Annotated in this window: 19 protein-coding genes; 16 read left to right on the top strand and 3 right to left on the bottom strand. The window is 70.2% G+C overall.

Translation table 11 applies throughout. The features are described from left to right. Window positions 1-45: 45 nt before the first annotated feature. Complete coding sequence (locus tag CXP56_RS01555; RefSeq protein ID WP_028847677.1) at window positions 46-834, bottom strand: site-2 protease family protein; 789 nt, start codon at window positions 832-834, stop codon at window positions 46-48. 313 nt (window positions 835-1,147) lie between these two features. On the opposite strand from CXP56_RS01555, the gene CXP56_RS01550 reads away from it, so the two are divergent. Both CXP56_RS01550 and CXP56_RS01545 read left to right on the top strand, forming a co-directional pair. After that, on the top strand, window positions 1,148-1,432 hold the full coding sequence (locus CXP56_RS01550; RefSeq protein ID WP_028847678.1) for a WhiB family transcriptional regulator: 285 nt from the start codon (window positions 1,148-1,150) through the stop codon (window positions 1,430-1,432). A gap of 60 nt (window positions 1,433-1,492) precedes the next feature. Next, a complete protein-coding gene (locus tag CXP56_RS01545) occupies window positions 1,493-4,855 on the top strand; it encodes a glycosyltransferase (protein WP_353744519.1) in 3,363 nt (1,120 codons plus the stop codon). A gap of 7 nt (window positions 4,856-4,862) precedes the next feature. Here the strand turns inward: CXP56_RS01545 and CXP56_RS01540 are convergent, their stop codons facing one another. Next, window positions 4,863-5,297 carry a metallopeptidase family protein gene (locus CXP56_RS01540; protein ID WP_028847680.1) on the bottom strand — a complete coding sequence of 145 codons (435 nt, stop codon included), beginning with the start codon at window positions 5,295-5,297 and terminating at the stop codon, window positions 4,863-4,865. 216 nt (window positions 5,298-5,513) lie between these two features. Here CXP56_RS01540 and CXP56_RS01535 point away from each other — a divergent pair, with 216 nt between their 5' ends. The 6 genes from CXP56_RS01535 (at window position 5,514) to CXP56_RS01510 (ending at window position 10,926) form a co-directional block, all read left to right on the top strand. Beyond that, window positions 5,514-5,876 carry a DUF3499 domain-containing protein gene (locus CXP56_RS01535; protein WP_028847681.1) on the top strand — a complete coding sequence of 121 codons (363 nt, stop codon included), beginning with the start codon at window positions 5,514-5,516 and terminating at the stop codon, window positions 5,874-5,876. Between the two features lie 63 nt (window positions 5,877-5,939). Next, complete coding sequence (locus CXP56_RS01530) at window positions 5,940-7,298, top strand: phosphomannomutase/phosphoglucomutase (RefSeq protein WP_028847682.1); 1,359 nt, start codon at window positions 5,940-5,942, stop codon at window positions 7,296-7,298. A gap of 25 nt (window positions 7,299-7,323) precedes the next feature. After that, window positions 7,324-7,545 (top strand): Trm112 family protein, encoded by a 222-nt coding sequence (locus CXP56_RS01525; RefSeq protein ID WP_286899316.1) that lies wholly within the window; start codon window positions 7,324-7,326, stop codon window positions 7,543-7,545. Beyond that, window positions 7,542-8,636 (top strand): hypothetical protein, encoded by a 1,095-nt coding sequence (locus CXP56_RS01520; protein WP_286899314.1) that lies wholly within the window; start codon window positions 7,542-7,544, stop codon window positions 8,634-8,636. The genes CXP56_RS01525 and CXP56_RS01520 overlap by 4 nt, the downstream gene beginning before the upstream one ends. Window position 8,637: 1 nt before the next feature. Next, window positions 8,638-9,858: a mannose-6-phosphate isomerase, class I gene (gene manA / locus CXP56_RS01515; protein WP_028847685.1), complete on the top strand. Its 1,221-nt coding sequence runs from the start codon at window positions 8,638-8,640 to the stop codon at window positions 9,856-9,858. Between the two features lie 99 nt (window positions 9,859-9,957). Then, window positions 9,958-10,926: a cation diffusion facilitator family transporter gene (locus CXP56_RS01510; protein WP_051310158.1), complete on the top strand. Its 969-nt coding sequence runs from the start codon at window positions 9,958-9,960 to the stop codon at window positions 10,924-10,926. Window positions 10,927-10,973: 47 nt separating this feature from the next. Here CXP56_RS01510 and CXP56_RS01505 read toward each other — a convergent pair whose 3' ends face one another. Next, entirely contained in the window at window positions 10,974-13,334 is a 2,361-nt protein-coding gene (locus tag CXP56_RS01505; protein WP_286899311.1) for a hypothetical protein, read from the bottom strand. A gap of 142 nt (window positions 13,335-13,476) precedes the next feature. On the opposite strand from CXP56_RS01505, the gene ahcY reads away from it, so the two are divergent. The 8 genes from ahcY to secA form a co-directional block, all read left to right on the top strand. After that, window positions 13,477-14,952 carry an adenosylhomocysteinase gene (gene ahcY, locus CXP56_RS01500; protein WP_286899310.1) on the top strand — a complete coding sequence of 492 codons (1,476 nt, stop codon included), beginning with the start codon at window positions 13,477-13,479 and terminating at the stop codon, window positions 14,950-14,952. Window positions 14,953-16,124: 1,172 nt separating this feature from the next. After that, window positions 16,125-16,772, top strand: coding sequence for a dTMP kinase (locus CXP56_RS01495; RefSeq protein ID WP_028847688.1), 648 nt, complete (start codon window positions 16,125-16,127; stop codon window positions 16,770-16,772). 101 nt (window positions 16,773-16,873) lie between these two features. After that, window positions 16,874-17,551, top strand: coding sequence for an MtrAB system response regulator MtrA (gene mtrA / locus CXP56_RS01490; RefSeq protein WP_028847689.1), 678 nt, complete (start codon window positions 16,874-16,876; stop codon window positions 17,549-17,551). A 102-nt stretch (window positions 17,552-17,653) separates the two neighbouring features. After that, a complete protein-coding gene (mtrB, locus tag CXP56_RS01485) occupies window positions 17,654-19,270 on the top strand; it encodes an MtrAB system histidine kinase MtrB (protein ID WP_051310253.1) in 1,617 nt (538 codons plus the stop codon). After that, complete coding sequence (locus CXP56_RS01480) at window positions 19,267-20,994, top strand: LpqB family beta-propeller domain-containing protein (protein ID WP_028847690.1); 1,728 nt, start codon at window positions 19,267-19,269, stop codon at window positions 20,992-20,994. Before mtrB ends, CXP56_RS01480 begins: the two co-directional genes overlap by 4 nt. A gap of 110 nt (window positions 20,995-21,104) precedes the next feature. Beyond that, window positions 21,105-21,947, top strand: coding sequence for a ComF family protein (locus CXP56_RS01475; RefSeq protein ID WP_286899309.1), 843 nt, complete (start codon window positions 21,105-21,107; stop codon window positions 21,945-21,947). Window positions 21,948-22,802: 855 nt separating this feature from the next. Then, a complete protein-coding gene (gene hpf / locus CXP56_RS01470; RefSeq protein ID WP_028847691.1) occupies window positions 22,803-23,483 on the top strand; it encodes a ribosome hibernation-promoting factor, HPF/YfiA family in 681 nt (226 codons plus the stop codon). A 234-nt stretch (window positions 23,484-23,717) separates the two neighbouring features. After that, window positions 23,718-26,365, top strand: a 2,648-nt coding sequence (gene secA / locus CXP56_RS01465; protein WP_286899308.1) for a preprotein translocase subunit SecA, incomplete at its 3' end; no start/stop codon positions are given.

Genomic DNA, 26,365 nt, shown 5'->3' with positions numbered 1-26,365 from the left:
TGCGTCGGTGTGGCGATGCCGGGCCACCGGGCGCGGCGGGCCCGGTCAGCGCCAGAACTGGAACAGCTGCAGGCCGATGATCGCGGCCAGCTCGTTCCCGCCGACCAGGCCGAACACGAAGTAGGAGAACTCGAAGAACACCCGCGCCACCGGCTCCACCGCGATCAGCAGCGCGAACAGCACCAGCGGAGCCCACGGCCTGGCCTTGGCGCCGAACTCGCGCGCCTGCGGCGACAGATACGGCTCGATCGCGCCGTAGCCGTCCAGCCCGGGCACCGGCAGGATGTTCAGCACGAACGCCAGGATCTGGAACATCGCCAGCAGCGACAGCCCGCACAGCAGGCCGAACGGCATGTCCGGGAACAGGGCGACGGCGCCGGTGAGCAGCACGCCGAGCGCCAGGTTGGACAGCGGGCCTGCCAGCGACACCGCCGACGAGACCGCCCGGGAGCGCAGCGCCCACTGGTTGATCCACACCGCGCCGCCCGGCAGCGGAATGCCGCCGATGGCCAGGATCAGCAGCGGCAGCACCAGCGACAGGATCGGATCGGTGTAGCGGCGGATGTCCATGGTCAGGTAGCCCTTGTGCGCCACCTCCCGGTCCCCGCCCCGGTAGGCCACCACGGCGTGCCCGAACTCGTGCAGCGTCAGCGACACCGCCCAGCCGCCCAGCACGAGCAGCACGATCCCGGTGATGCCGAGCGGATTGGTGCCCGCCTCGCCGGAGACGTCCAGCTCCACCGGCGGGAAGAACGCGGCGAGCAGGCCCCCGGCCACGGCGACGGCCAGCAGGGCGAGGAAGATCGGACTGGGGCGCACAGCTGATCGAGGCACCCGTTTAGTCTGAACTACCAGCGACCCCGCGCCCGCAGTGGGCCGTATCAAGCCGGCAGCACCGTGAGGAACCAACCAATTGCTCGGCGTGTCGGCTTGCGCGTCGCGGAATTCGTATCCCCCAACTATGGGACTTCGCTTGACCGGGTGGGATCACAAGGGTGTAATCACAGTAATGTCATTTGCGTCGCTGCGCAGGTAGACAGCGGAAATCGTGGTGCGGTTGTCCGGGGACGAATGTGTTCGCCGCAAGCTGCGTGGAGGCAAGGAGGCGGACGTGGGTAACGCGGAACCAAGGCGTCAGGGGGAGGCCATGAGTGGGGTGGGGAACTCCGCACCCGAGCTCGACATCCTGGCCGAGCTGTTCGACGTGGCCGAGGAGCAGGACTGGCAGGAGCGCGCGTTGTGCGCGCAGACCGATCCGGAGGCGTTCTTCCCGGAGAAGGGGGGCTCGACCCGGGAGGCCAAGCGCATCTGCCAGGGGTGCGAGGTGCGCAGTGAGTGCCTGGAGTACGCGCTCCAGCACGACGAGCGCTTCGGCATCTGGGGTGGGTTGTCGGAGCGGGAGCGGCGCAAGCTGAAGAAGCGCACGGCGTAGCCGCGTCCGCTGCGCGGGGTGATGACGGGAGCGCGCCCCGGCGGCGGTTACCTTCTGCACGTGTCGGAAGGCCAGGCAGCGCCGCAAACGGCGCCCGTGCTCGCGGTGATGGTGTGCCACGATGGCGAAGCGTGGCTGCCGACGGTGTTGCGAGCACTCCAGCGCAGCAGTGTTCGTCCTGCACGCATCGTCGCGGTCGACACCGGTTCGGCCGACCGCACGGCGTCCTTGCTGAACGAAGCCGCCGAATCCGCGGCGTCGGTGATCGACGCGGTGGTGACGGTCCCGAGGGAAAGTGGCTACGCCGCCGCCGTCAAGGCAGGCGTGAAGCTGGCCGACGAGACGTTCGACGACGAGGTGCGGTGGCTGTGGCTGCTGCACGACGACAGCGCTCCGGAACCCGATTGCCTGGCCACCCTGCTGAATGCCGCGGAGGCGGCGCCGTCGGCGGCCGTGCTCGGCCCGCTCGGGGTGGACTGGGCCGATCCCCGGCTGGTGGTCGAGGCCGGGCTGTCCACCGATGCGTCGGGGCACCGCCGCCAGGACAGCGGGCTGAAGACCTCGGGCACCCCGTTGGACGGCCCGACCGGGCAGAGCACCGAAGTGCTCGCCGTGCCGAGCGCGGGCGCACTGGTCGACCGGGCGCTGTGGGACGACGTCGGCGGGTTCGACGAGTCGTTTCCGCTGCTTGGGGAGGACCTCGACTTCGGGTGGCGGGCCAACGCGGTCGGCAGGACCGTGCTCAGCGTGCCGCAGGCGCACATCCGGCACGCCAGGGCGGTGCAGGCCGGTGACCGGGACACGGCCGCGTTGGAATCGACCGACCCGGCCGCGCTCCGCATCGCCGAGCGGCGCGCCGGGGTGCGCACGTTCCTGCTCAACTGCTCCCGGTTGTCGTTCTTGGTGGGGGTGCCCCGGCTGGCGTTGCTGTGCCTGCTGCGCGGCATCGCCTTCCTGCTGATCGGACGCTCGTTGCGGGCGCGTGCCGAGTTCGCCGGCGCCGGGGTGGTGTTCGGCGGACTGGCGCGCCTCCGGGCGGATCGCGCCCGGCGTGCCGCCGAGTGGCGCCGTCTCGCGCCAGGTGGGAAGCGTTCGCCGGTACGCGGCCTGCTCATCGGCCGGTTCGCGCGTGTCCGCCGCGGCGTCCGCCGTCTCGTGCTGGCGCTGGTGCGGCGCAACGTGGCGCAGGAGGTCGCGCTCGGCCGCCTGCCGGAGATGAAGGCGGTCAGGACGACGTGGACGCCGCCGGAGCAGCTGAAGGCAGCCACCTTCGGTGGCCGGACGCGTGGCGTGGTGGCCGTCCCGCTGGCCGGCCAGGAAGCGGCACGTCAGCTGCCCGCCGAGGACGAACGCGAGGAGGAACAGCGGTGGCGGCCGTCCCCGGGCGCCCACGCCGCGTCCACCGGCCTGGTGTTCGTCGAGATCGACCGCAAGCGCATCCTCACCGCGACCCTGCTCGCCCCCGGACTGCTGCTGACGGTGGGAGCGGTCGCTCTCGCGCTCGCGGTGAACTGGCATCGGCTGGGGCTCGACCTGGCCGGCGGACGGCTGCTGCCGGTCGGTTCGCTCGCGGAGATCTGGACGAGCTACCTGACCGGCTGGCACGCCGTCGGGGGTGGGACGTCGGCGCACGCGCCTGCGGCGCTGGCAGTGCTGGGCACGCTCGGTGCTCCGCTGGCGCCGGTCGGTGGGCCCGCCGCACTGGTGGCGCTCCTGCTGTTGTTCGACATCCCGCTGGCAGCGCTGAGCGCATATGCCGCCACGCGCAGGCTCAGGGTCCGGCGTTGGGTGCGTGCGCTGCTGGCCGCCGTCTACGCGGTGTTGCCGCCCGCCACTGCTGCCGTCGCGCAGGGTCGACTCGACGTCGTGGTCGCGCACATCCTGCTGCCGCTCGTCGTGGCAGGCATCGGTGCGGTGCTCCGGCCGGACGTGCTGGCCAAGCCGGATGCCCGGGACGGACGGCGCTGGCTGTCCACCGCGGGGGCCACGGCGCTCGGGGTGGCGCTGATCGGTGCTTTCAGCCCGCTCACCCACGTGGTGATCGTCATCGGGCTGGTGGCCGGGTTCGTGGTGGCGCCGTCGACCGTGCGGATGACGCGGCGCATCGCCGGGATGGCCGTGGTGGCCTTGCTGCCCCTGGCCCTGCTGCTGCCGTGGCCGACCGAGTGGGTGCGCAACCCGGCTCTGCTGCTGCATGGCGTCGGAGCCCGCCTGCCGGAGGTGACGGCAGGCGGCGGCGAGCTGTTCTCCCTGCACCCCGGCGGTGTCGGCGCCGTGCCGCTGGGTGCGGTGCTCATCGTCGCCGCGCTGGTCGGCGTGATCGTCCGGCCGGCCCTGAGCGCGGTCGTCGGCGGCGGGATCGTGGCGCTGGGTGGCGCCGCGCTCGCGGTCGTGCTGCTGGTGCCGATGGTTCCGCCCGGCGGCGGCGAGGCCCGGGTGGGGTGGGCCGGAGCGCCACTGCTGATCATCGGGCTGGGCCTGCTGTGCGTGTTGCTCGCGGTGACCCAGTACGAGACGGGAGCGCATCTGCGGCGCGCCCCGCTCGGGCTGGCTCAGCGGCTGGCGGTCGCGGTGTCCTTCGGCGGGCTGATCGTCTTCGCCGCGGCCGCGGTGGTCGCAGGCCGCGAAGGCCCGCTGCGCCCGGCCGACCGGATCGAGCCGACCGCGGCGATCGCGTCGGAACTGCGCCGGACCTCGACGGCGATCCTCGAGCTGCGTGCCGACGGTGATCCGCCACGGCTGTCCGCCGGCCGCACGCCTCGGTTCGGCGACGACGATCTCAAGCTGCCGGACGGCGCGGCCGAACGGCTCGCGGCATGGCAGCAGGTGCTGCTCACCTCGCGCGACCCCGAGGCGGTGCGGGACACCATGGCTGCGGCCGGTGCAGCGGGTGTCCGTTTCATCGCGCTCCCGCCGGGCGTGCCCGCTGCGGGTGTGATCACGACCGCAGGGGAGATCGCGACGACGGCGCCGCCGCTTGCCGACGGCCGGCAGCTGATCCGGTTACGCCCGCCCAGCGGACCGGTCACGTTGATCGCGCCGGAAGTGACCAAGCTGGCGGTGAGCGGCGAGCCGCCGACCGGGGACATCGAAGGCGAAGGTGTCGCGGTGGTCGAGACCAGCCCGCCGGACGTGCGGGTGCGGGTCTCCGACGGCCCGGCGGGGCGCCTGCTGGTGCTGGCCGCCACGCACGAAGCCGGTTGGCAAGCCACCGTCGACGGCAGGCAGCGGCCGATCGTGCGGGCGTGGGGCCACCAGGTCGCGGTCGAGGTGCCGACCCGGTCCGCCGAGGTCGAGGTGAGCCACGACGACACGGTGCGGGAGATCCTGCTGCTGGCTCAGATCGGCGCGGTGTTGTTCACCCTGCTGACCGCGATCCCCAGCAGGCGCAGGAAGACGTCGCCGGGTGGTGACGAAGGCTAGCGGGGTGCTACTCGACGTCGTCGGGATCGACGCCGAGATAAGTGGCGATCTGTTCGACCAACACTTCGCGCACCAGGTCGGCCAGCTCCTCCGGATCCTTGGCGCGCGCTTCCAGCGGACGCCGGTAGACGACGATCCTGGCCCTGGTGGGCACCCCGTTGCGGTCGACCCCGACCGGGACCAGCCGGGACAGCGGCACCAGCCCGTCCAGCAGCAGCCCTTCGTCGTCGGGTTCTCCGCGGACGTCCGGGACCTCGTCCACCGCCACGTCGAGCTCCGCCAGCTTGTGCGCCCAGCGCGCCTCGATGGGCTCCAGCACCTCGACCACCAAGGCGTCGAACTGCTCCGCCCGGGTGGCCGCCGCCGGCAGCGTCGCGGGCAGCAGCGGCCCGCGCAGGCCACGGCCGCGTCGATCCCGTCGGCGGATGCGATTGCTACCCACGCTGGCAGCCTACGTCGTGGCGGTCCGCATCCCGCCGGCATGTGCCGACGGCCCGGTGGTGCCGCCCGCCGCGCGGGTGAAAGGCGCATTCGGGCGGTCGCCGTTGCCCGTGCGGGCACCATCGGACGGACATCGGGGTGGCCCGATGGTGACGATGTGATTTCCCTCGGTGCGCCTCCGCCCAGTGCTGGTCGACTCCGGCTACAGTTTGCGGCCATGCGAACCGTGCGTGTGTGCTCTCGGTCGGGGTGTGGACTTCCCGCGGTCGCCACGCTGACCTACGCCTACAGCGATTCGACGGCCGTTGTCGGTCCGCTGGCCACGGCCTCGGAGCCGCACTCCTACGACTTGTGCGCCGAACACGCGATGCGTTTGACCGCCCCGAGGGGCTGGGAGGTCGTCCGGCACGAGGGTGACTTCTCCGACGAGCCGTCGAGCGACGAGCTGACCGCGCTGGCGGAAGCCGTCCGCGAGGCGGGCAGGAAGGAACCCCCGCCGCAGCAGCAGCCCGACGAGCGGCCGCCGAGCGGCGGCACCCGTCGCGGCCACCTGCGCGTGCTGCCCGACCCGGTCACGTAGGGCCCGGTCCCGGTAGGCTCGGCACCGGTATCCGCTGCTGCTTGTCAAGAAATCGGGGGCCGTGTGACTGACCTGTCGGGCATCGTCAAGGCGTATGACATCAGGGGTGTGGTGGGCGAGCAGCTCACCGAGGAACTGGTCGGTGACTTCGGCGCGGCTTTCGCGCGCCTGATGCGCGGCGAAGGCGCGCGGGCGGTGGTGATCGGCCACGACATGCGCGACTCGTCGCCCGGACTGGCGCGGGCGTTCTCCGAAGGTGTGCTCGCGCAGGGCGTCGACGTGGTGTCGATCGGCCTGGCCAGCACCGATCAGCTGTACTTCGCCTCGGGTTCGCTGGATCTGCCCGGCGCGATGTTCACCGCCAGCCACAATCCGGCCGCCTACAACGGCATCAAGCTGTGCCGGGCAGGGGCCAGCCCGGTCGGGCAGGAGTCGGGCCTTGCCGACATCCGCGAGGCGGTCGAGCAGGGCGTGCCCGGCTACGACGGTCCGCGCGGTACGCGCACCGAGCGGGACGTGCTCGCCGACTATGCGGCCTACCTGCGCAAACTGGTCGATCTCAGCGGTATTCGACCGCTGCGCGTGGTGGTCGACGCGGGCAACGGCATGGGCGGGCACACGGTGCCGACCGTGTTCGACGGTCTGCCGGTGACGATCGAGCCGCTGTACTTCGAGCTGGACGGCACGTTCCCCAACCACGAGGCCAACCCGCTGGAGCCGGAGAACCTGCGCGATCTGCAGGCCAAGGTGCGCGAGCTGGGGGCCGACGCCGGGCTGGCCTTCGACGGCGACGCCGACCGGTGCTTCGTGGTCGACGAGCGCGGCGAGCCGGTCCCGCCGAGCACGGTCACCGCGCTGGTGGCGGTGCGGGAGCTGGCCAAGGAACCGGGCGCCACGATCATCCACAACCTCATCACGTCGAAGGCCGTTCCCGAGCTGGTCCGCGAGCACGGCGGGAAGCCGGTGCGCACCCGGGTCGGCCACTCGTTCATCAAGGCCACGATGGCCGAGACCAACGCGATCTTCGGCGGTGAGCACTCGGCGCACTACTACTTCCGTGACTTCTGGCGGGCCGACACCGGCATGCTGGCGGCGCTGCACGTGCTGGCCGCGCTCGGCGAGCAGGACAGGCCGTTGTCCGAGCTCGCCGCGCAATACCAGCGCTACGCGGGCTCGGGCGAGATCAACTCCCGGGTGGACGACCAGGTCGCGCGCATGATGGCGGTCAAGGAGGCGTTCGCCAAGCGGCCGGGCGTGCGGATCGACGAGCTGGACGGCCTGACGGTCGAGCTGCCGGACGGAAGCTGGTTCAATGTGCGTCCGTCGAACACCGAGCCGCTGTTGCGGCTGAATGCGGAAGCGGCCGACGCGGACGCGGTCGCGGCGCTGGCCGACGAGGTGCTGGCGATCATCCGCGGGTAGCGGCGGACCCTGGTAGGGAGGAAGCGTGGCCGTAGAGCTGGACGAGCAGCTGCTGGAGATTCTGGCCTGCCCGTCGGAGGATCATGCTCCGTTGCGTGCCGGGACGCCGGACGACCCCGACGCCGACGTGCTGACCTGCACCGAGTGCGGGCGGCAGTTCCCGGTGCGGGACGGCATCCCGGTGCTGTTGCTGGACGAGGCGATCCAGCCGGGCAAGGACACGGTGGAGGACGCGGGCGAGCAATGACCGGCTTCGACGACACCCTGCTCGACGATCCGGTTCGGCTGGCCGAGGCGGACACCGAAGCGCGGCTGCGCGCGGCGGCCATGGCCGGTGCGCAGGTGCGGGCGTCCGCGGAGATCGCACGCGAGCAGGATCTGGCCAGGCATCTGGACGTCGACCGGCCGCGGGCGCTGGTGCTGGCCGGAGGGCAGGGCACCGGCCGCGCCGCCATGCGGGTGATCGCGAGCCTGCTGGCTCCGGGGTGTCCGGTGCCGGTGGTGGTCACCGACGTGGTCCCGAACTGGGTCGGTGCGCTGGACGTGGTGTACGCCTTCACCGCCGACCCGGGGGACGACGAGCTGGCGGTCTCCCTGGACCGGGCGGTGCGGTACGGCGCGACCGTGGTGCTGACCGCGCCGCCGGAAGGGCCGGTAGCCGCCGCGGTCGCCGGCCGGGGCCTGCTGATCTCTCCCCAGCTGCGCGGGGCGATCCCGGAGAGCTTCCCGTGCGCGTTGATCACCGGGCTGCTCACCGTGTCCGGGCTGAACCTGCTGCCGGTGGACGTCGACCTGGTGGCGGATCAGCTCGACGCCGAGGCGGAGCGCAACCATCTCGGCCACGAGTCGTTCGTCAATCCGGCGAAGTCGCTGGCGCTGCGCTGGGCGGAGCGCACGCCGCTGCTGTGGGGACTGGATCCGGTGGCCGCCGCGGTCGCGGGCTACGGTGCGCATGCCCTGGCCGCGGACGCCGCGGTGGTGGCCGATGCGGCCGAATACCGGCACGCGGTAACTCGAGTGGCGCTACACCGGGCGGTGGTCAACGAGCACACTGGATCCAGCATCTTCGCCGACCCCGAGGAGGAGGCGCAGGACGGGGTCGTGCCGCGGATCCGGCTGTTGCTGGTGGCGATCCGCACCGACGCGGCGGCCAGCGTGGTGCGGCGGTCGGCGCACGAGGTGTTGCCAGAAGCGGAGGTACTCGACATGGCCGATGAACTGGGTGTGGCGGAGCCGGCGCTGGCCGCGGTGCTGGCGTTGCGCATGGAGATGGCGGCGTTGTACCTGGGGCTCGCCTCGGGGACGGTCGGCGGACGCTATCACTCGGTGCAGGCCTGACATGCGATTGCTGCGCAACGCGGTGCGTCCGTACGCCTGGGGATCGCGGACGGCACTGGCGGAATTCACCGGTCGTCCTGCGCCCACCGAGCATCCCGAGGCCGAGTTGTGGATGGGCGCCCACCCGCAAGACCCCTCGCGGGTGGCCACCCCCGACGGCGGGGAGCAGAGCCTGCTCGAGCTGATCGAATCCGACCCCTCCGGCCAGCTGGGGCCCGAGGTGGCCAGGCGATTCTCCGATCGTCTGCCGTTCCTGTTGAAGGTGCTCGCGGCGGACGAGCCGCTGTCCCTGCAGGCCCATCCGTCGGCCGAGCAGGCCGCGGAAGGCTTCGCCAGGGAGGAGAAGCTGGGCATTCCGCGGAACGCGCCGCACCGCAACTACCCGGACCCGACGCCGAAGCCCGAGCTGGTCTGCGCACTGACCGAGTTCCACGCGCTGGCCGGGTTCGCGCCCGCCGAGCGCACCGTGGCGCTGCTGCGCGCGCTGGATTCGGCGGAGCTGTCCAAGAGTGCGGGACTGCTGGCCGGGCAGCCGGACCGGGACGGGCTGCGGGCGCTGTTCACCACGTGGATCACGATGCCGCAGCAGCACCTCGACGAGCTGCTGCCCGCGGTGCTGAAGGCGTGCGCGGAGCACGTCGACGCCGGCGGCGAGTTCGAGCAGGAGTGCCACACTGCGCTGGAGCTGGCGGACCGCCACCCCGGCGACGCGGGCGTGCTGGCTTCCTTGCTGATGAACCGGCTGACGCTGCAGCCGGGCGAGGGCATCTTCCTGCCCGCGGGCAATTTGCACATGTACCTGCGCGGTATGGCGATCGAGCTGCAGGGCAACTCGGACAACGTGTTGCGGGGCGGCCTGACCCCCAAGCACGTCGACGTGCCGGAGCTGCTGCGCGTGCTGGACTTCACCTGCGGCGAGATGCCGGTGAGCACGGGGGATCCGGATCCGGACGAGCCGCGCATCCGCGTCTACCACACCCCGGCGCCGGAGTTCGAGCTGTCCCGCGTGGAGTGGACCGACGGCGACGACGGGGAGATCGTGCTGGCCGGCGGACGGCCACAGATCGTGCTGTGCAGCCGCGGTTCGGTGGTGCTGCGCGGGGAGCGGGAGCTGACCGTCCCGCGCGGCCGTTCGGTGTGGCTGCCCGCAGGCGAGCCGCCGGTGGCGGTGCGGCCTGCCGAGGCGGGCGGCGCGCAGATCTTCCGGGCGACCACCGGCTGAAGCCTCGCTCGCGCCACACCAGGGCGGAGATCACGCAAGCGGCCACCCGCACGTCCTATAAGCTCCCGTCGACTTCGAAGGACGTGAGGGAGGACGTGCGTGGCCGCCGAGGGCAGTACCAGGGCCATCATCGCTGCGCTGTTGGCCAACGCGGGTATCGCGACGGCCAAGTTCGTCGGTGCCGCGGTCACCGGGTCGTCGTCGATGCTGGCCGAAGGGGTTCACTCGGTCGCCGACACCACCAACCAGGGGTTGCTGCTGCTCGGGCAGCGCACCGCCAAGCGCCGGGCGACCCTGCAGCACCCGTTCGGCTACGGGCGGGACCGGTTCTTCTGGTCGTTCATCGTCGCGTTGATGCTGTTCTCGCTGGGCTCGCTGTTCGCGCTCTACGAGGGCATCGAGAAGCTGTCCGAGCCGCACGAGCTGGACTCGCCGATCGTCGCGGTGATCATCCTGGTGGTGGCGATCGCGCTGGAGGGGTTCAGCTTCCGCACCGCGATCGTCGAGTCGGCCAAGCTCAAGGGCGACGCCTCGTGGTGGCAGTTCATCCGGCAGTCCAGGGTGCCGGAGCTGCCGGTGGTGCTGCTGGAGGACGCCGGCGCACTGGTCGGCCTGGTGCTGGCGCTCGGCGGTGTCGGGCTGACCGTGCTGACCGGGGACCCGATCTGGGACGGCGTCGGCACGGTGTGCATCGGTGTGCTGCTCGGCGTCATCGCGATCATCCTGGTGGTCGAGATGAAGAGCCTGCTCATCGGTGAGGGCTCGCCGCCGGAGGAGCTGAAGACCATCGTCGGTGAGCTGGAAACCGGGGAGAACGTCGAGCGGGTCATCCACATCAAGACCCAGTACATGGGCCCGGAGGAGTTGCTGGTGGCCGCGAAGCTGGCGCTCACTCCGCGGTTGTCGCTGCCCGAGGTGGCGCGGGCCATCGACGAAGCCGAGGCCAGGGTGCGCGCCAAGGTGCCTGCTGCCCGGCTGATCTATCTCGAGCCCGACCTGGACCGGCAGCTGTCCGGGCCGTCGGACAAGGGCACGGCGAACGCGGCGGGCAGCGAGAAGCAGGGCTGAACCGGCGGATCACCGGGACGCGTGGGTGCTGCCCCGCAAGCGGCGGTTCAGTGCAGGCGCGGCAGGTCGCTGAGCCATGACGTCTGCTCGCCGTCGTGTTTGGCGGCGGCTGTCTCCGGCCGTGCCAAGCCCGCGGCGATCGCGACCGCGTGATCCCATTCCGGGTCGACCAGGTAGTCGCTGTGCCGGAGAACGCCCGGTGCCCAGCGCCGGTCCACGTCGGGCTGGCGGGCGACCGGGTCGGCCAGCCAGTGGTCGCCGCCGATGATCAACGCCGACGACGGGCCGCGGATCGCGGGGGCGAGCGGGCTGATGTCGCCGTCCGGGGTGTAGCCGACGCCCAGCAGTTTGCCCGCGACCACCTGGTGCCGCCACGTGGTGACGCCGCCGCCGAATGGGTCGGTGCCCCGGCACAGGCCGCGCCAGCGGCCGGCCAGGCGCCCGAACAGCTCGGCGAGCTCGGCGGTCGGCAGCAGGCTGGGGAAGGCTCGCTGGTAGCCCCACTGGGCCGGGGTGCCCGCCGTGATCAGGCCGAGGCGCTCGACCTGGTCGGGCGGGCAGACGTCGGTCAGCCGTGCGGCCGCGATCAGGGCGAGCAAACCGCCGTGGCTGTAGCCGGCGAGCACCACCCTGGTGTTCGGTTCCGCCAGGTGGTGCTGGGCCCGCTCGACGAGGTCGGGGACGACCTTGAGGGCGTAGGACGGGGGCACGATGGGATGCGCCCGCCGAGGCCAGAAGAACACCAGGTCGGCCAGTGCGCCGAGGTGCCTGCTGCGGCCGGCCTGCCGGGCGGCGGTGTAGACGACCCGGAGCAGCCCGGCAGCCAGCACGCCCAGCGCCACCACGCCGAGGTCGTCCAGCAAGCGCAGCTCGACCGGCACCTCCCAGCCGGCGATCCGGCGGGTGATGAGCACGGCGGCGATCCCGGCGAGGAACAGGGCGAGGGCCGCGACCAGCCGGTGCATGTGCTTGCGCTCGAGGATCGCGGTGGCCCAGGCGCGTGCGGCTTCCTTTTGGTCCTCGTGGTCGTCGTGCAGCAGCCGCACGATCGGCGGGATGCCCCGGCGGCGCCTGCGCAGCGGGAGCGCGATCGTCCGGAATCCGGTCCACAGCACCAGTGCGGCGATGGTGCCGGCTCCCCACAGCAACGTGATCCCCTGGTAGCTGTCGGGCAGGGCCAGCGCGGAGGCGTCGAGCAGTTCGCGAACGGAGATGGCCAGCCCGGCGCCGAAGCCCGCGCCGATCAGGCAGGCCAGCAGCACGGTGGGCGCGGCGGCCCAGCCGCCCAGCCACGGCCGCAGCCGGTGCGGCAGGTCCTTCCACCCCCGCCGGGCGGTCAACGCCAACGGCACGAGCAGCGACGCGAAGCCGAGCCAGGCCAGCACCAGGGCGGCGAGGATGCCTTCGGTCATCGAGTCCAGCCCGGCGCGGCCCGCCCCCAGCGGGGAGCCGGCGAACCCGGCGGCGGGCACGAGCAGCCCGGCGACACCGACCGCCACGGCACGCGCGGGCCGGGGAAACACGCGCCGCAGGTCGGCGGCCACGTCGTCGAGCGCGGCCACGGCCACGAAGACGAGCACCAGCAGCACCAGGTCGACGATCCACACCACCTGCGCCAGGGGATCGTCCTGGCGGGTGAACGGGCCACCGAGTGGCAACAAAGCCACGCACAGCAGCGACGTGACAGTGTGCAATGTCCGCAGGATCGCCGCGTTCGGCCCTGGCCGGAGGACGTCACCGGCAAGCCGCCGTGGCGTTCCCGAGCGTTCGCCTCCCGGCCGGACAGCGGCGGAAGGTCTGACTCCGGCGTGGCGCCAGCTGACCACCGACACGCGATGCATCGCCACGACGACGGCCAGGGGAGGCAGTATGCCCATGGCCATGCGCAGCTGTTCGCTCTCGCGCAGCCATCCGGGTACCCATGGCAGGCAGTCCTCGGTGCCGCCGAGGCATTGCGCGGCGATGAGGTCGAGGCTGATCACGCCGAGCTGGGTGATCAGCAGGGCGGTCAGCAGCAGGCCGACGACCCGCAGCAGCGCTCGGCAGACGCCGAGCAGAACGCGGCCCGGCCGGCCGGCGGGAGCGGGCAGCATGCCGTGCGCGACGTTGGCCAGCGAGAACGGGAACAGCAGCGCCCAGGTGGCCTTCACCGCCCCGCCGGAGGTCATCTTGCCCCACAAGTAGCCTTCCAGCGTGCGGGGCAGCGACCGGCCGAGCGCTTGCAGGACGGGGCCGGGCGCCGGTCTGCGCATCCGGTCCGCCGGGCGCACCAGCTCGCCCGCCGCGTCGCCGTCGACCGTGACCGTCGCGACCGAGTCCAGCAGCTGCTCGCCGGTGACGCCGACCAGGCCGGGGACGCGCAGCTCGACCACTCGGGTGTCGTGGCCGGGCAGTGACCTGGGGGACATGGATGACCAGCGGTCCTTCGGTGTCGGTCGGATGGCTCGGTTTGGCTGGCCGGCGCCGGGTGGGCGGCGGCACCACGCCGGTCTTCCACCGGCAGGCCCACGGTAGTGTTCGATGGACGACCACGCATGGAGGAAACGCCTTATGACCGCAGAAAACACGCCGTCGGTACCGGTGCAGACGCGCAACGGCATCGAGTTCGCCGTTGCCGACCTGGAGCTCGCCGAGTTCGGCCGGAAGGAGATCCGGCTGGCCGAGCACGAGATGCCGGGCCTGATGGCGCTGCGTGAGGAGTACTCCGAGGTCTACCCGCTGCGTGGGGCGCGGATCTCCGGGTCGCTGCACATGACGGTGCAGACCGCGGTGCTCATCGAGACCCTGGTGGCGCTCGGTGCGGAGGTTCGCTGGGCGTCCTGCAACATCTTCTCCACGCAGGACCACGCCGCGGCCGCGGTCGTCGTCGGGCCGCACGGAACGGTGGACGAGCCGCAGGGCGTTCCGGTGTTCGCGTGGAAGGGCGAGACGCTGCAGGACTACTGGTGGTGCACCGAGAAGATGCTCACCTGGCCGGACGGCGGGCCGAACATGATCCTGGACGACGGCGGCGACGCCACCCTGCTGGTGCACAAGGGCAAGCAGTTCGAGGATGCCGGGGTCGTTCCGCCTGCCGACGAGGAGAACTCGGAGGAGTGGAACATCGTCCTGGAGCGGCTGCGGGCGTCGCTGGCGGCCGACCCGAAGAAGTGGACCCGGATCGCCCAGGGCATCCGCGGTGTCACCGAGGAGACCACCACCGGGGTGCTGCGGCTGACCCAGATGGCTTCGCAGGGTGAGCTGCTGTTCCCGGCGATCAACGTGAACGACTCGGTGACCAAGTCGAAGTTCGACAACCGGTACGGGATCCGGCACTCGCTGATCGACGGCATCAACCGGGCCACCGACGTGCTGATCGGCGGCAAGGTGGCGGTGGTCTGCGGCTACGGCGACGTGGGCAAGGGCGCTGCCGAATCGCTGCGCGGGCAGGGCGCGCGGGTGATCGTCACCGAGATCGACCCGATCTGCGCACTGCAGGCCGCGATGGACGGTTACGAGGTCAAGCGGCTGGAGTCGGTGGTGTCCATCGCCGACATCGTGATCACCGCGACCGGAAACCGGGACGTGGTCACGGTCGAGCACATGTCCCGGATGAAGGACAAGGCGATCCTGGGCAACATCGGCCACTTCGACAACGAGCTGGACATGGCGGGCCTGGCCCGCTACCCGGGCATCCGGAAGATCAACATCAAGCCGCAGGTCGACGAGTGGGTGTTCCCGGACGGCAAGTCGATCATCGTGTTGAGCGAGGGTCGGCTGCTCAACTTGGGCAACGCGACCGGGCACCCGAGCTTCGTGATGTCGAACAGCTTCTCCAACCAGGTGATCGCGCAGATCGAGCTGTTCACCAAGCACGAGGAGTACGACAACGAGGTGTACCGGCTGCCGAAGAAGCTGGACGAGAAGGTGGCGAGGATCCATCTGCAGGCGCTCGGCGGCGAGCTGACCAAGCTGACGAAGGAGCAGGCGGAGTACATCGACGTCGACGTCGAGGGCCCGTTCAAGCCGGAGCATTACCGGTACTGAGCTTCGGCGCCACCGCAGGCCCGCTCGGCGCCGCGAGCGACGGCGGCGAGTGGGGGCGGCGAGTGGGGGCGTGCGCGTCCGCGGCGACTGCACAGGTGCTGTGCTGCGGGTTTGCTGTCAGCGTGCCGGTGCCGTGCTGTGTGCCCGCTGTTGCTGCGCGACTGTTCGCTGCTCGCCCGGTACATGGGTCTGCCGTGCCCGGTGCCCGGTATGCGCGCGGGCGGTGTGGCTGAGGCACTAGCGGCACCGGGGTTCGGCGCGCCCTCGCGGGCCGGAGCGGTGTTCGGCCCGGGGTGTTTCGCTGTCGGCAGGTGGCGGCCGTGTCGCTGGGGCACGGTCATGACCGTGGCGCCGTCCCGGCAGCCGCCAAGGTTGTCGGTGTCGTTCCAGGCGCTGTCCGGTGTCATCCCAGGCGCTGGTTCGGCTGTCGCGTCGCGTGTGCCGGGCGCCCGTCCGGTTGGCGCCTGCCGCGCGCCTGTCCGGTTGGCGCCTGCCGCGCGCTGTTCCGTTTGTCGGTGTCGCCAGGCGGGATGCCGTTCCGGCTGTCGCCCCGGTGCCGTTCCGGTTGTGGCCGCGCGGTGTGCGGTGTGTCGAGTTGCGTCGTTGGAGCGCGGGACAGGGTGCCGTTCCGGTTGTGGCCGCGCGGTGTGGCCGTGCGTCCAGGCACAGTTCTCGTCGTTGGCGCGAGGGGTCGAGCGGCGCCCCGCGTGCCGTGCAGCCTGCCGATCTCCGGTGGGGTTGCCCATCGGCCGGTGCCGCCCAGTCCGATGCTGCTTGTCCTGGGTGTGCTGCGGCCGGATGTTGCTTGTCCCGGGTGCGGCCCGGCCCGATGCCGCTCGCCCGTCCGCAACACGGGTGCCTCGTTCTCGGTCTGTTTGCCGGGAATCGCTGCGGTCAGCCGGCTACTCGGCGCGTCGTGGTAACGGGCTTGCGCCGACCCCACTGTGCGGCGTGGGTTCCGAGCTCAGTCGGCAAGCCTGGGAATCCGTCTTTGTTCGGCGTCATCGCGGCTGGGCTCGGGGTCATCGCGGCTGGGCTCGCGTGGACGTGGCCGTGTTCGGCGCCGGCTTGGCGGAGTCGCCGTGCTCGGTTTGCCTGCGTGGCGAAGCACCGTGTTGGTCTCTCCCGCTCTGCGTGCGGCAGGCACCGGCTCGGGTCGTAGGCTCATGGCCGTGGGAGAACTGCTGGTCATCGAGGGCCTGGACGGTGCGGGCAAGAACACCGTGACGACTGCGCTGAAGGCGCATCTGGAGGCCCTCGACGCGACCGTCCACACAGTGGCCTTCCCACGCTACGGCGTGGACGTGCACGCCGACCTCATCCGTGACGGCCTGCACGGCCGCCTGGGTGACCTCACCGACTCGGTCTACGGCTTCCAGCTCCTGTTCGCCCTCGACCGGCGGGCGGCGGCCGACGAACTACGTGAGGCCGCCAAGCACCACGATGTCGTACTCGTCGATCGATACGTCGCGTCCAACGCCGCATACGGGGCAGCCCGGCTGGGGCAAGGTGTCGACGGCGAGTTCGTCTCCTGGGTGTACCAGCTCGAGATCGAGCGGTTCGGTGTCCCCGTGCCCGACGCGCAGATCTTGCTGCGGGTGCCTCCCGAGGTGGCCGGCGAACGCGCTCGCAGCCGCGCCGCCGCCGACGCGGCCAGGGGCAGGGACACCTACGAAGCGGACGGAGATCTCCAGGCCAGGGTGGCAGCGGTCTACGATGAGCTCGCCGAAACGTCGTGGCTGTCCGGTTGGTACGTCGTCGACGCCGAGCATTCGGTCGATGTGCGACGGCTCGCCGCCGACCTGGGATTCGGCGCATGATCACCCGAACGGACCAGAGCGATGCCGCTCGACGCCGGGGTGAGCGCGACACCACTGGGGCCTGACGGAACAGATCACACCGAAAGTGCGAACATAGGGTCATGAAGGCACGCGTACTGGTAGTCGATGACGATCCGGCCCTCGCCGAGATGCTCACCATCGTGCTGCGCGGTGAGGGTTTCGACACCGCTGTGGTGGCGGACGGCTCCCGGGCATTGCCCGCGGTACGCGAGCTGAAGCCGGATCTGGTGCTGCTCGACCTGATGCTGCCGGGCATGAACGGCATCGACGTGTGCAAGGCGATCCGTGCCGAGTCCGGTGTGCCGATCGTGATGCTGACCGCGAAGAGCGACACCGTGGACGTCGTGCTCGGCCTGGAGTCCGGCGCCGACGACTACGTGGTCAAGCCGTTCAAGCCGAAGGAGCTGGTCGCGCGGGTGCGCGCGCGGTTGCGGCGGCTGGAGTCCGAGCCCGCGGAAAAGCTCACCATCGGCGACCTGGTCATCGACGTCCCCGGTCACGAGGTGACCAGGGACGGCAAGCAGATCCAGCTCACCCCGTTGGAGTTCGACCTGCTGGTCGCGCTGGCCCGCAAGCCGCGCCAGGTGTTCACCCGCGAGGTGCTGCTGGAGCAGGTGTGGGGCTACCGGCACGCGGCCGACACGCGACTGGTGAACGTGCACGTCCAGCGGTTGCGGTCCAAGGTGGAGCGCGATCCGGAGCATCCCGAGGTGGTGCTGACGGTGCGTGGCGTCGGCTACAAGGCCGGCCCGCCGTAAGCCGCCACCCTGCGGATCTAGGCTGTATGCGTGCAGGTGAGTGACGTCGGTCGTCGGTTCGGTCGGATCATCGGCCGAATTGTGGCGTTCGGTCGCGCGCGCATGGCAGCCATCGGCGATCTGTGGCGTAGTTCCCTGCAGTTCCGGGTCACCGCGTCGACGCTGGCGTTGTCGTCCGCGGTGGTTTTCGTGCTGGTCATGGTGCTGCAGTACCAGATCGCCGAACGGCTGCTGGACGCCAAGGAGAAGGCGGCGCTGGCGCAGGCCCGCTCGGTGCTGGAGACGGCACGCCGCGAGCTGGCGGGCGTGGACATCTCGCCGGAGACGCTTGGCGAGCGTTTGGTCAACGCGCGCAAGCAGATCACCTTCTCGGCGCCGTCGGTGCAGGACCCGGAAGGCTCGGCGGCGGGCATCTTCGAGCCGGTGCTTGTCGGCGGCACCGTGCCCGGCAGTGACGAGCCGATCGCCGCCGGGGACTATTGGAAGGTCCCCGAGGACCTGCGCCGCTTCGTGGAACAACGCCAGGAGGCCAAGCAGATCCACACCGTCGAGGGCAAGACGTATCTGATCATCGGCGAGCCGATGACCGCGGCGACCGGCCGTCCGCTCCAGCTCTACCTGCTGTTCCCGCTGACCGCGGAGCAGAACACCGTGAACACGGTGCAGAACACGTTCCTGGTCGGCGGGTTCGTGTTGCTGCTGTTGGTCGCCAGCATCGCCAACCTGGTGACCAGGCAGGTGGTGATCCCGGTGCGCCGCGCCGCGACCGCGGCCGCCCGCTTCGCCGAGGGTGATTTCGACCAGCGGCTGCCCGTGGCGGGCACGGACGATTTGTCCAAGCTCGCCGTCTCCTACAACGAGATGGCCGAGAGCATCCAGCAGCAGATCCAGCAGCTGGAGGAGTTCGGGCAGCTGCAGCGGCGGTTCACCTCGGACGTCTCGCACGAGCTGCGCACGCCGTTGACCACCGTCCGGATGGCCGCGGACGTGCTGCACGCGTCGCGCGAACAGTTCCCACCCGGCCTGGCCCGCTCCGCGGAACTGTTGGTGGACGAGCTGGACCGCTTCGAGGAGCTGCTCGGCGACCTGCTCGAGATCAGCCGGCTGGACGCCGGTGTGGAGGAACTGGCGGCCGAGTACATCGACCTGCGCTCCATCGTCGAACGCGTACGGGAGCAGGTGCGCGTGCTCGCCGACAACGCCGGATCGCCGATCGAGCTGGTGATGCCCGACACCGAGGCGACGGCCGAAGTCGACGCGCGGCGGGTGGAGCGCATCCTGCGCAACCTGCTGGCCAACGCGGTCGACCACGGGGAGGGGCGGCCGATCCGGTTGTTCATGGGGGTCAGCGACGACGCGGTCGCCGTCGCCGTGCGCGACTACGGCGTCGGACTGCGGCCCGGAGAGGAAGAACTGGTGTTCAACCGGTTCTGGCGCGCCGACCCGTCGCGGAACCGGCACACCGGCGGCACCGGCCTCGGTCTGTCCATCAGCCAGGAGGACGCCCGGCTGCACGGTGGCGAACTCGTGGCATGGGGTGAGCCCGGCAAGGGCGCCTGCTTCCGGCTGACGTTGCCCCGTGAGCAAGGAAAGGACATCACCAGCAGCCCGCTCCCGCTGCCGCCGGATCCGCCGGGCAGCTCCCCGAACGGCCGGGCGGCGCTGCCCGCCGGCGACGACGCCGGCCTGGGCGGAGATCGTGCGGAGGTGAGCCGATGAGGTCGCGCAAGCTCGGTGTGCTCGCCGTGGTCGTTGCACTGGCTTCGGCCGGTTGCGCGAACCTGCCGTTGGAGACCAAGCCGCAGGCCATCCGTGCGGCTCCGACCGGTCCGGAGGTCACCGAGGGTTTGCAGCCGCCGGAGAAGAACCTGCCTGCGGCGGACGTCGTGCGTGCCTTCGTGGAGGCGAACGCCCAGGAAGCCGACCTGCACGCGGCGTCGCGCCAGTACCTCGCTCCAGAGGTGGCCAAGCAGTGGAAGCCGCGCAGCGAAATCCTCATCCTCGACGACAACTTCAACACCATCCGGGCCCCGCAAGCCGAGCAGCCCGATGACGAGAACGAAACCGTCATCACGCTGGTCGGGAACATGATCGGCAAGCTCGGGCCGGATCGCTCGTTCACCCCGCAGAACGAGCCGTTGGAGAAGAAGCTGCGGCTGCGCAGGCAGCCGGACACCGGCGAATGGCGGATCGTCGAGCTGCCCAGCTTGGTGATCACCAACCGCGAGCAGTTCAGCAAGAACTTCTTCACCACGCGGCTGTACTTCTACGCGCCGAACAGCGACGTGCTGGTCCCCGACCTGCGATACGTGGCGGCGCAACCCGCTGAAGGCCTGACCAGCCGCATCATGCACCTGCTCATGCACGGCCCGTCGTACTCTATTCGCGGCGCGGTGGAGGACCCGCTGTCGGCCGCGACGATGGAGACCAACGTGCGCGAGGTGGGGACCGCCGTCGAGGTGCCACTGACCGGCCTGGTCGGCGTGAGCACCGAGGAGCGCAGGCGCATCGTCACCCAGGTCGTCATGTCGCTGGAGAACGTCGACCTGGTGCGCTTGCAGTCGGACGGCAAGCCGTTGCTTCCGGACCGTACCGACTGGCGACGCAGCGACTTGAAGCCTGCGACACCGAAGATCGCCGACAGCGACGGCTACGCCGTGCTGAACGGCAGGATCTACTCGTTGAAGGACGGCGACCCGATGCCGGGCCCCGCGGGGGCGGGCGGGTACAACGTGGTCAGCGCCGCGCAATCGCTGGAAGGCGGCCAGCTCGCGCTGGTGGAGCGGGTCGGCCACGACCTCCGCTTGCGGGTGGGGGAGCTGGGCAAACAGCTCGCGCCGGTGAACATCCGCGGCAAGAGCATGACCCGTCCGACCTGGCAGCCGGCCTACCCGGAGAACAAGGTGAGCTACGAGGTGTGGACCGTGGTGGACGGCAAGCGGGTCGTGCGCGCGCAGCTGACGCCGGACGGTGCCTGGGTGCCCAGGACGGTCGACTCGAAGGAGCTGCGGAATTTCGGCCGGATCACCGCGTTCCGCTTGTCCAGGGACGGCACCAGGGCCGCCATGGTCGCCGACGGGAAGCTGGTCATCGCCGCGGTCAAGCGCACCGCCAGCACCGTCTCGTTGACCACGCCGCGCATCCTCCAGCAGTCGATACTGGCCGACATCAAGGACGTGGACTGGATGACCCAGCACGAGCTCGTCGTCGCCACGGACTCCTCCTCCCAGCCCGTGATCCAGGTGTCGGTTGATGGCTTCACCTCCGCGGTGTACAACGCTGCGAACCTCCAGCCGCCGGTCAAGGGGATCACCGCTCTGCCCAACGGCCGGGTGCTCGCCGCGGACGAGAACGGCCTGTGGACCGTGTCGTCCACCGGCGAGCCGTGGGATTCCCAGCGGAACACGCAAGAGGGCATGGAGTCACCCTTCTTCCCCGGCTGACCGCACATACGGCGCCATTCGCGCGCCGAAACGCCGACGACTGGTCCACTCGCGTCGGGTATCCGGTGCGAGGTCTCGTCAATGCGGTGAAGCGGCCCGATCCTGGGTGCATGCGCTTGCTCGATCTGATCTTCCCTGTCCGCTGTGCCGCCTGTGGCGCGGTCGGCTCTGCATGCTGCGACCGGTGCCTGAGCGAGTTCACCGGCCCATTGCCGGTGCCGCGCCCGCTGCCGTGCGGCGTTCCCGCTTTCACCATGGCCGGCTACCGCGGTCCGGCACGTCAGCTGGTGTTGGCCTACAAAGAGCGGGGACGCCGCGACCTCGCGCGAGTGCTGGGCCGCGTGCTGGCCGATGGGGTGCTCGGCCTGCGCACCGGGAGTTTCCAGGGCGATGGCGAGGTCCGGGCCGGGACATCGCAACGAGACCGGGCCGCAGTGGGCATCCAAGTCGATAGCGGTCGGAACAGTGGTACGGGGTGTCGTCCGTCCGGCAGGGCTCGCGACGGTCCCGGCGCTGCGGATCGTGGGTCGCCGGACAGCCGCCCGCGAACCGAGCCGGCCGAGGACGCGGTCGTTCTGGTGCCGGTCCCGTCCACGAAGGCAGCCGCGCGAATGCGTGGCGGGCAGCATGTTCTCCGGCTTGCCGAGGCGTGCGCTGCGGAGTTGGCATCAGCTGGCGTACCGACCGCGGTGGCGCCCGCGCTTCGCCTGACCTCCGGAGTGCGGGACGCCGTTGGTCTGGATGCCGTGGCGCGAGCTGCGAACCTTGCCGGCCGGATGCGAGTCGTCCGCGATGGATGTCCCGCCGCCGGCACCGAGGTCGTCGTGCTCGATGACGTGCTGACGACCGGTGCCACGGCCGCTGAGGCCGTGCGGGTGCTCGACACGGCGAAAGTGGTGGTTGCTGCTGTCCTGACGCTGACATCGCCGCAGGCTTTCCGGTGGGTGCAGTGACCGACTTCCGTCGGCGCGGGGCCGGGTATCGCAGGCCGCGGGGAGGGGCGGCGCGAGAGGGCGAGAAGGAGAGAGGAGGGGCGACGCTCGGGCGGTGCGACGCGCCCCCGCAGAGGTGGCGATCTGGTGGATGTCCTGCGGTGACGCGGGGGCCAGGGGAGACCCGCCCCCGCAGATGTGGCGATCCGGTAGTGCCGGAGCGAACGGATTCTGTCGGCTGTGCCGACCGGGGAACGTCGACCGCACCGACGGGGGGTGCCCGCTGCGCCGACCCGGAGACCGCGTGCTGTGCCGACTGGGAACTATTGCCTGTGTCGTCCGGGGACTGCCGCCTGGGTCGACCGGGGGCGGTCGGCTGTACCGGTTGAGGACAGTCGGCTGCGCCGGGTGGGAACTATCGGCTGTGCCGACTGGGAACTACCGGCATTCGTGCATCGTTGTCCGGGTGTGAGGCCTCGGTCACAAGGCGGTCGTCAGTCGGAATTCACCCCTGTGGGCGTCGCGTGGCCTCGAGGCCAAATTGTTACCCGGAGCCGCTGGTTTCCGGTGACTTTGCTCCGTGCGGGTGAGATCCAGGCCACTCGAGTGGCCGATCAACCTGTCGGTTTCGCCGGTTGCGGGTCGCGCAGCGCGAGGATCGCGCATTATGCACCACGGCTTTCTATCCCCCGCACCGGGGGCTGTTGTTCATGGACGTCAGCAGCTAACGTGCTGCGCTATCAGGTTCCCCCCGAATCCTGCCAGGCACGAGGAGGTGAACAGTCCATGTCCCTTCGGTGCCGGTGAGCTGATCGACGTACTGGTACCGAGCCCCGTTGATCACAGAGCTCGCATCGCGAGCTAGGGAGGTCGTGAATGGACATCGTCGTGAAGGGCCGCAACGTCGAGGTACCCGACCACTATCGGATCCACGTCAGCGACAAGCTGGCCCGCCTCGCGCGCTACGACAGGAAGATCATCCGATTCGACGTCGAGTTGTTCCACGAGCCGAACCGTCGTCAGCTCAAGAACTGCCAGCGCGTCGAGATCACCGGCATGGGCAAGGGTTCGCCGGTCCGCGCCGAGGCCACGGCAGGTGACTTTTACGCGGCACTGGACGCAGCGGTGAACAAGCTGGAGAACCGCATGCGCCGGATGCACGACCGCAGGAGGGTGAGTTACGGGAGGCGATGCCCCGAGTCGGTTGCGGAGGCCACCGCGGCGGCAGCCGCAGGTGGTTCGGCAAACGGCAAGCGCCGGGCATCCACGGCGGTACTCGAGGCGCCGGCGCCACGCGCCGCGGTCGAGGACCAGGAAACGGACGAGGTCACCGTCCCCGAGCAGAAGCGCTGGGACGACGGAGTCGAGGTACACGAGCCGGGCCGCATCGTGCGGGAGAAGACCCATCCCGCCACGCCGATGACGGTCGACCAGGCCCTTTACGAGATGGAACTGGTGGGACACGACTTCTACCTGTTCAACTGCTCGGAGACCGGCAAACCGAGCGTGGTCTACCGCAGGAAAGGATTCGACTACGGGGTGATCAGGCTGGGCTGAGGCCAGGCAGCAACCCTTGATGCACCGATGCCCCGATGCCGTGAACCGGCTCGGGGCATCGGGCCGTTCCGGCCGGTGCGACGCGGCGGCAAGGTAGGTTGACGACGAAAGTCGGTGTACGAAGAGGAACTATTCACCTCGAGGCGACCGTTGTTCTCACTGGTTGCCCACTACGATGGACAACCAGCTTCATGCACCGTGAACGACAGCAATACTCAGTGAGGTCGAGCCGGAATGGTTTTGAGCCGCCTGCTGCGAGCGGGTGAGGGTAAACGGGTCAAGCGCCTGAAGTACATCGCCGACTCGGTCAACGCCCTCGAAGACGACGTCAAGCCCCTGTCCGATGCGCAGCTGCGGGCGAAGACAGACGAATTCCGGGAACGCCACGCCAAGGGGGAGTCGCTGGACGACCTGCTCCCCGAGGCGTTCGCGGTCGCCCGGGAGGCCGCGTCCCGCGTGCTCGGCCAGCGGCACTACGACGTGCAGGTGATGGGCGGCGCCGCGTTGCACCTCGGTCAGGTCGCCGAGATGAAGACCGGTGAAGGCAAGACGCTGACCTGTGTGCTGCCCGCCTACCTGAACGCGATCTCCGGCAAAGGCGTGCACGTCGTCACGGTCAACGACTACCTGGCCAAGCGCGACGCCGAGTGGATGGGCCGGGTGCACCGCTTCCTCGGCCTGGAGGTCGGCGTGATCCTGGCGCACATGTCGCCGGACGAGCGGCGGGCCGCCTACAACGCCGACATCACCTACGGCACCAACAACGAGTTCGGCTTCGACTACCTGCGCGACAACATGGCGTGGAGCCTGGACGAGTGCGTCCAGCGTGGCCACCACTACGCCATCGTGGACGAGGTGGACTCGATCCTCATCGACGAGGCCAGGACCCCGCTGATCATCTCCGGGCCCGCGGACCAGTCCTCGCGCTGGTACCAGGAGTTCGCCCGCCTGGCGCCGCTGATGAAGCGGGACGTGCACTACGAGGTGGACGAGCGCAAGCGCGCCATCGGTGTCACCGAGAAGGGTGTCGAGTTCGTCGAGGACCAGCTGGGCATCGACAACCTCTACGAGGTGGCCAACACCCCGCTGATCGGCTACCTGAACAACGCGCTGAAGGCCAAGGAGCTGTTCAAGCGGGACAAGGACTACATCGTCCGCAACGGCGAGGTCCTCATCGTCGACGAGTTCACCGGCCGCGTGCTGGCCGGCCGCCGGTACAACGAAGGCCTGCACCAGGCGATCGAGGCCAAGGAAGGCGTCGAGATCAGGGCCGAGAACCAGACGCTGGCCACCATCACGCTGCAGAACTACTTCCGGCTCTACGAGAAGCTGGCGGGCATGACCGGTACCGCCGAAACCGAGGCGGCGGAGTTCCAGCAGACCTACAAGCTCGGCGTGGTCCCGATCCCGACCAACAAGCCGATGATCCGCAAGGACATGCCGGATCTGATCTACAAGACCGAGGAGGCCAAGTTCGAGGCGGTTGCCGACGACATCGCCGAGCGGCACGCCAAGGGCCAGCCGGTCTTGGTCGGTACGACCAGTGTCGAGCGCTCGGAGTACTTGTCGAAGCTGCTGCTCAAGCGCGGCATCCCGCACGAGGTGCTGAACGCCAAGCACCACGAGCGGGAAGCGTTGATCGTCGCCAAGGCGGGGAAGAAGGGCGCGGTCACGGTCGCCACCAACATGGCGGGCCGAGGCACCGACATCGTGCTGGGCGGCAACCCGGAGATCCTTGCCGACCAGGCGCTGCGCGAGCGCGGCCTGGACCCGGTCGAGACCCCCGAGGAGTACGAGGCCGCCTACCCGGCCGAGCACGAGAAGGCCATCGCGGAGAGCAAGCGCGAGGCCGAAGAGGTCATCAAAGCCGGCGGCCTGTACGTGCTGGGCACCGAACGGCACGAGTCGCGCCGGATCGACAACCAGCTGCGCGGCCGGTCCGGACGTCAGGGTGACCCGGGTGAGTCCCGCTTCTACCTGTCGCTGCAGGACGAACTGATGCGGCGGTTCAACGCGTCCATGGTGGAGCGGGTCATGACGACCATGCGTCTGCCCGACGACCAGCCGATCGAGGCCAAGATGGTCACTCGCGCCATCAAGTCGGCCCAGGCGCAGGTCGAGCAGATGAACATGGAGATCCGCAAGAACGTCCTCAAGTACGACGAGGTGATGAACCAGCAGCGCAAGGTGGTCTACGCCGAGCGCCGCCGGGTGCTGGAGGGCGAGGATCTCCGCGAGCAGTGCCTGCACATGATCCACGACGTCATCACCGACTACGTGGAGGAGGTCGCCGCCGAGGGGTACGCGGAGGACTGGGACCACGAGAAGCTGTGGACGAACCTGCGCACCCTCTACCCGGTGTCGGTGACCTGGGACGAGATCGAGAGCAGCCATCCGGACCTCACCAAGGAGCAGCTGCGCGACGCCCTGGTCGAAGACGCCAGGAAGGCCTACGAACGCCGCGAGGCGGAGATCGACAGCAAGCGCGGCGAAGGCGCGATGCGGGAGCTGGAGCGCCACGTCGTGCTGATGGTGCTGGACCGCAAGTGGCGCGAGCACCTGTACGAGATGGACTACCTCAAGGAGGGCATCTCGCTGCGGGCGTACGCGCAGAAGGACCCGGTCATCGAGTACCAGCGCGAAGGCTACGACATGTTCCAGGCCATGCTGGACTCGCTGAAGGAAGAGGTCGTCGGCATCCTGTTCAACGCGCAGGTCGAGCCGGTGGAGCCGGAGGCGCCCGCGGAGGCGGCCACCGAGGTCCCGGCTGCCGCGCGCGGCAACGGCCGGGCCGAGCGGCCCGCGCGCTGGGACGACCGTTCACCGCGACTGCAGGCTTGGCGAAGTCGCTCTCACGCCGCCACTCCCTCGGACCCGGCACA

Origin of the sequence: Thermocrispum sp. (genome assembly GCF_002919275.1) — a bacterium.
GTDB classification, from domain to species: domain Bacteria; phylum Actinomycetota; class Actinomycetes; order Mycobacteriales; family Pseudonocardiaceae; genus Thermocrispum; species Thermocrispum agreste.
The sequence above is the reverse complement of the archived record's forward strand: the minus strand, read 5'-3'. Positions and strand labels throughout refer to the sequence as shown.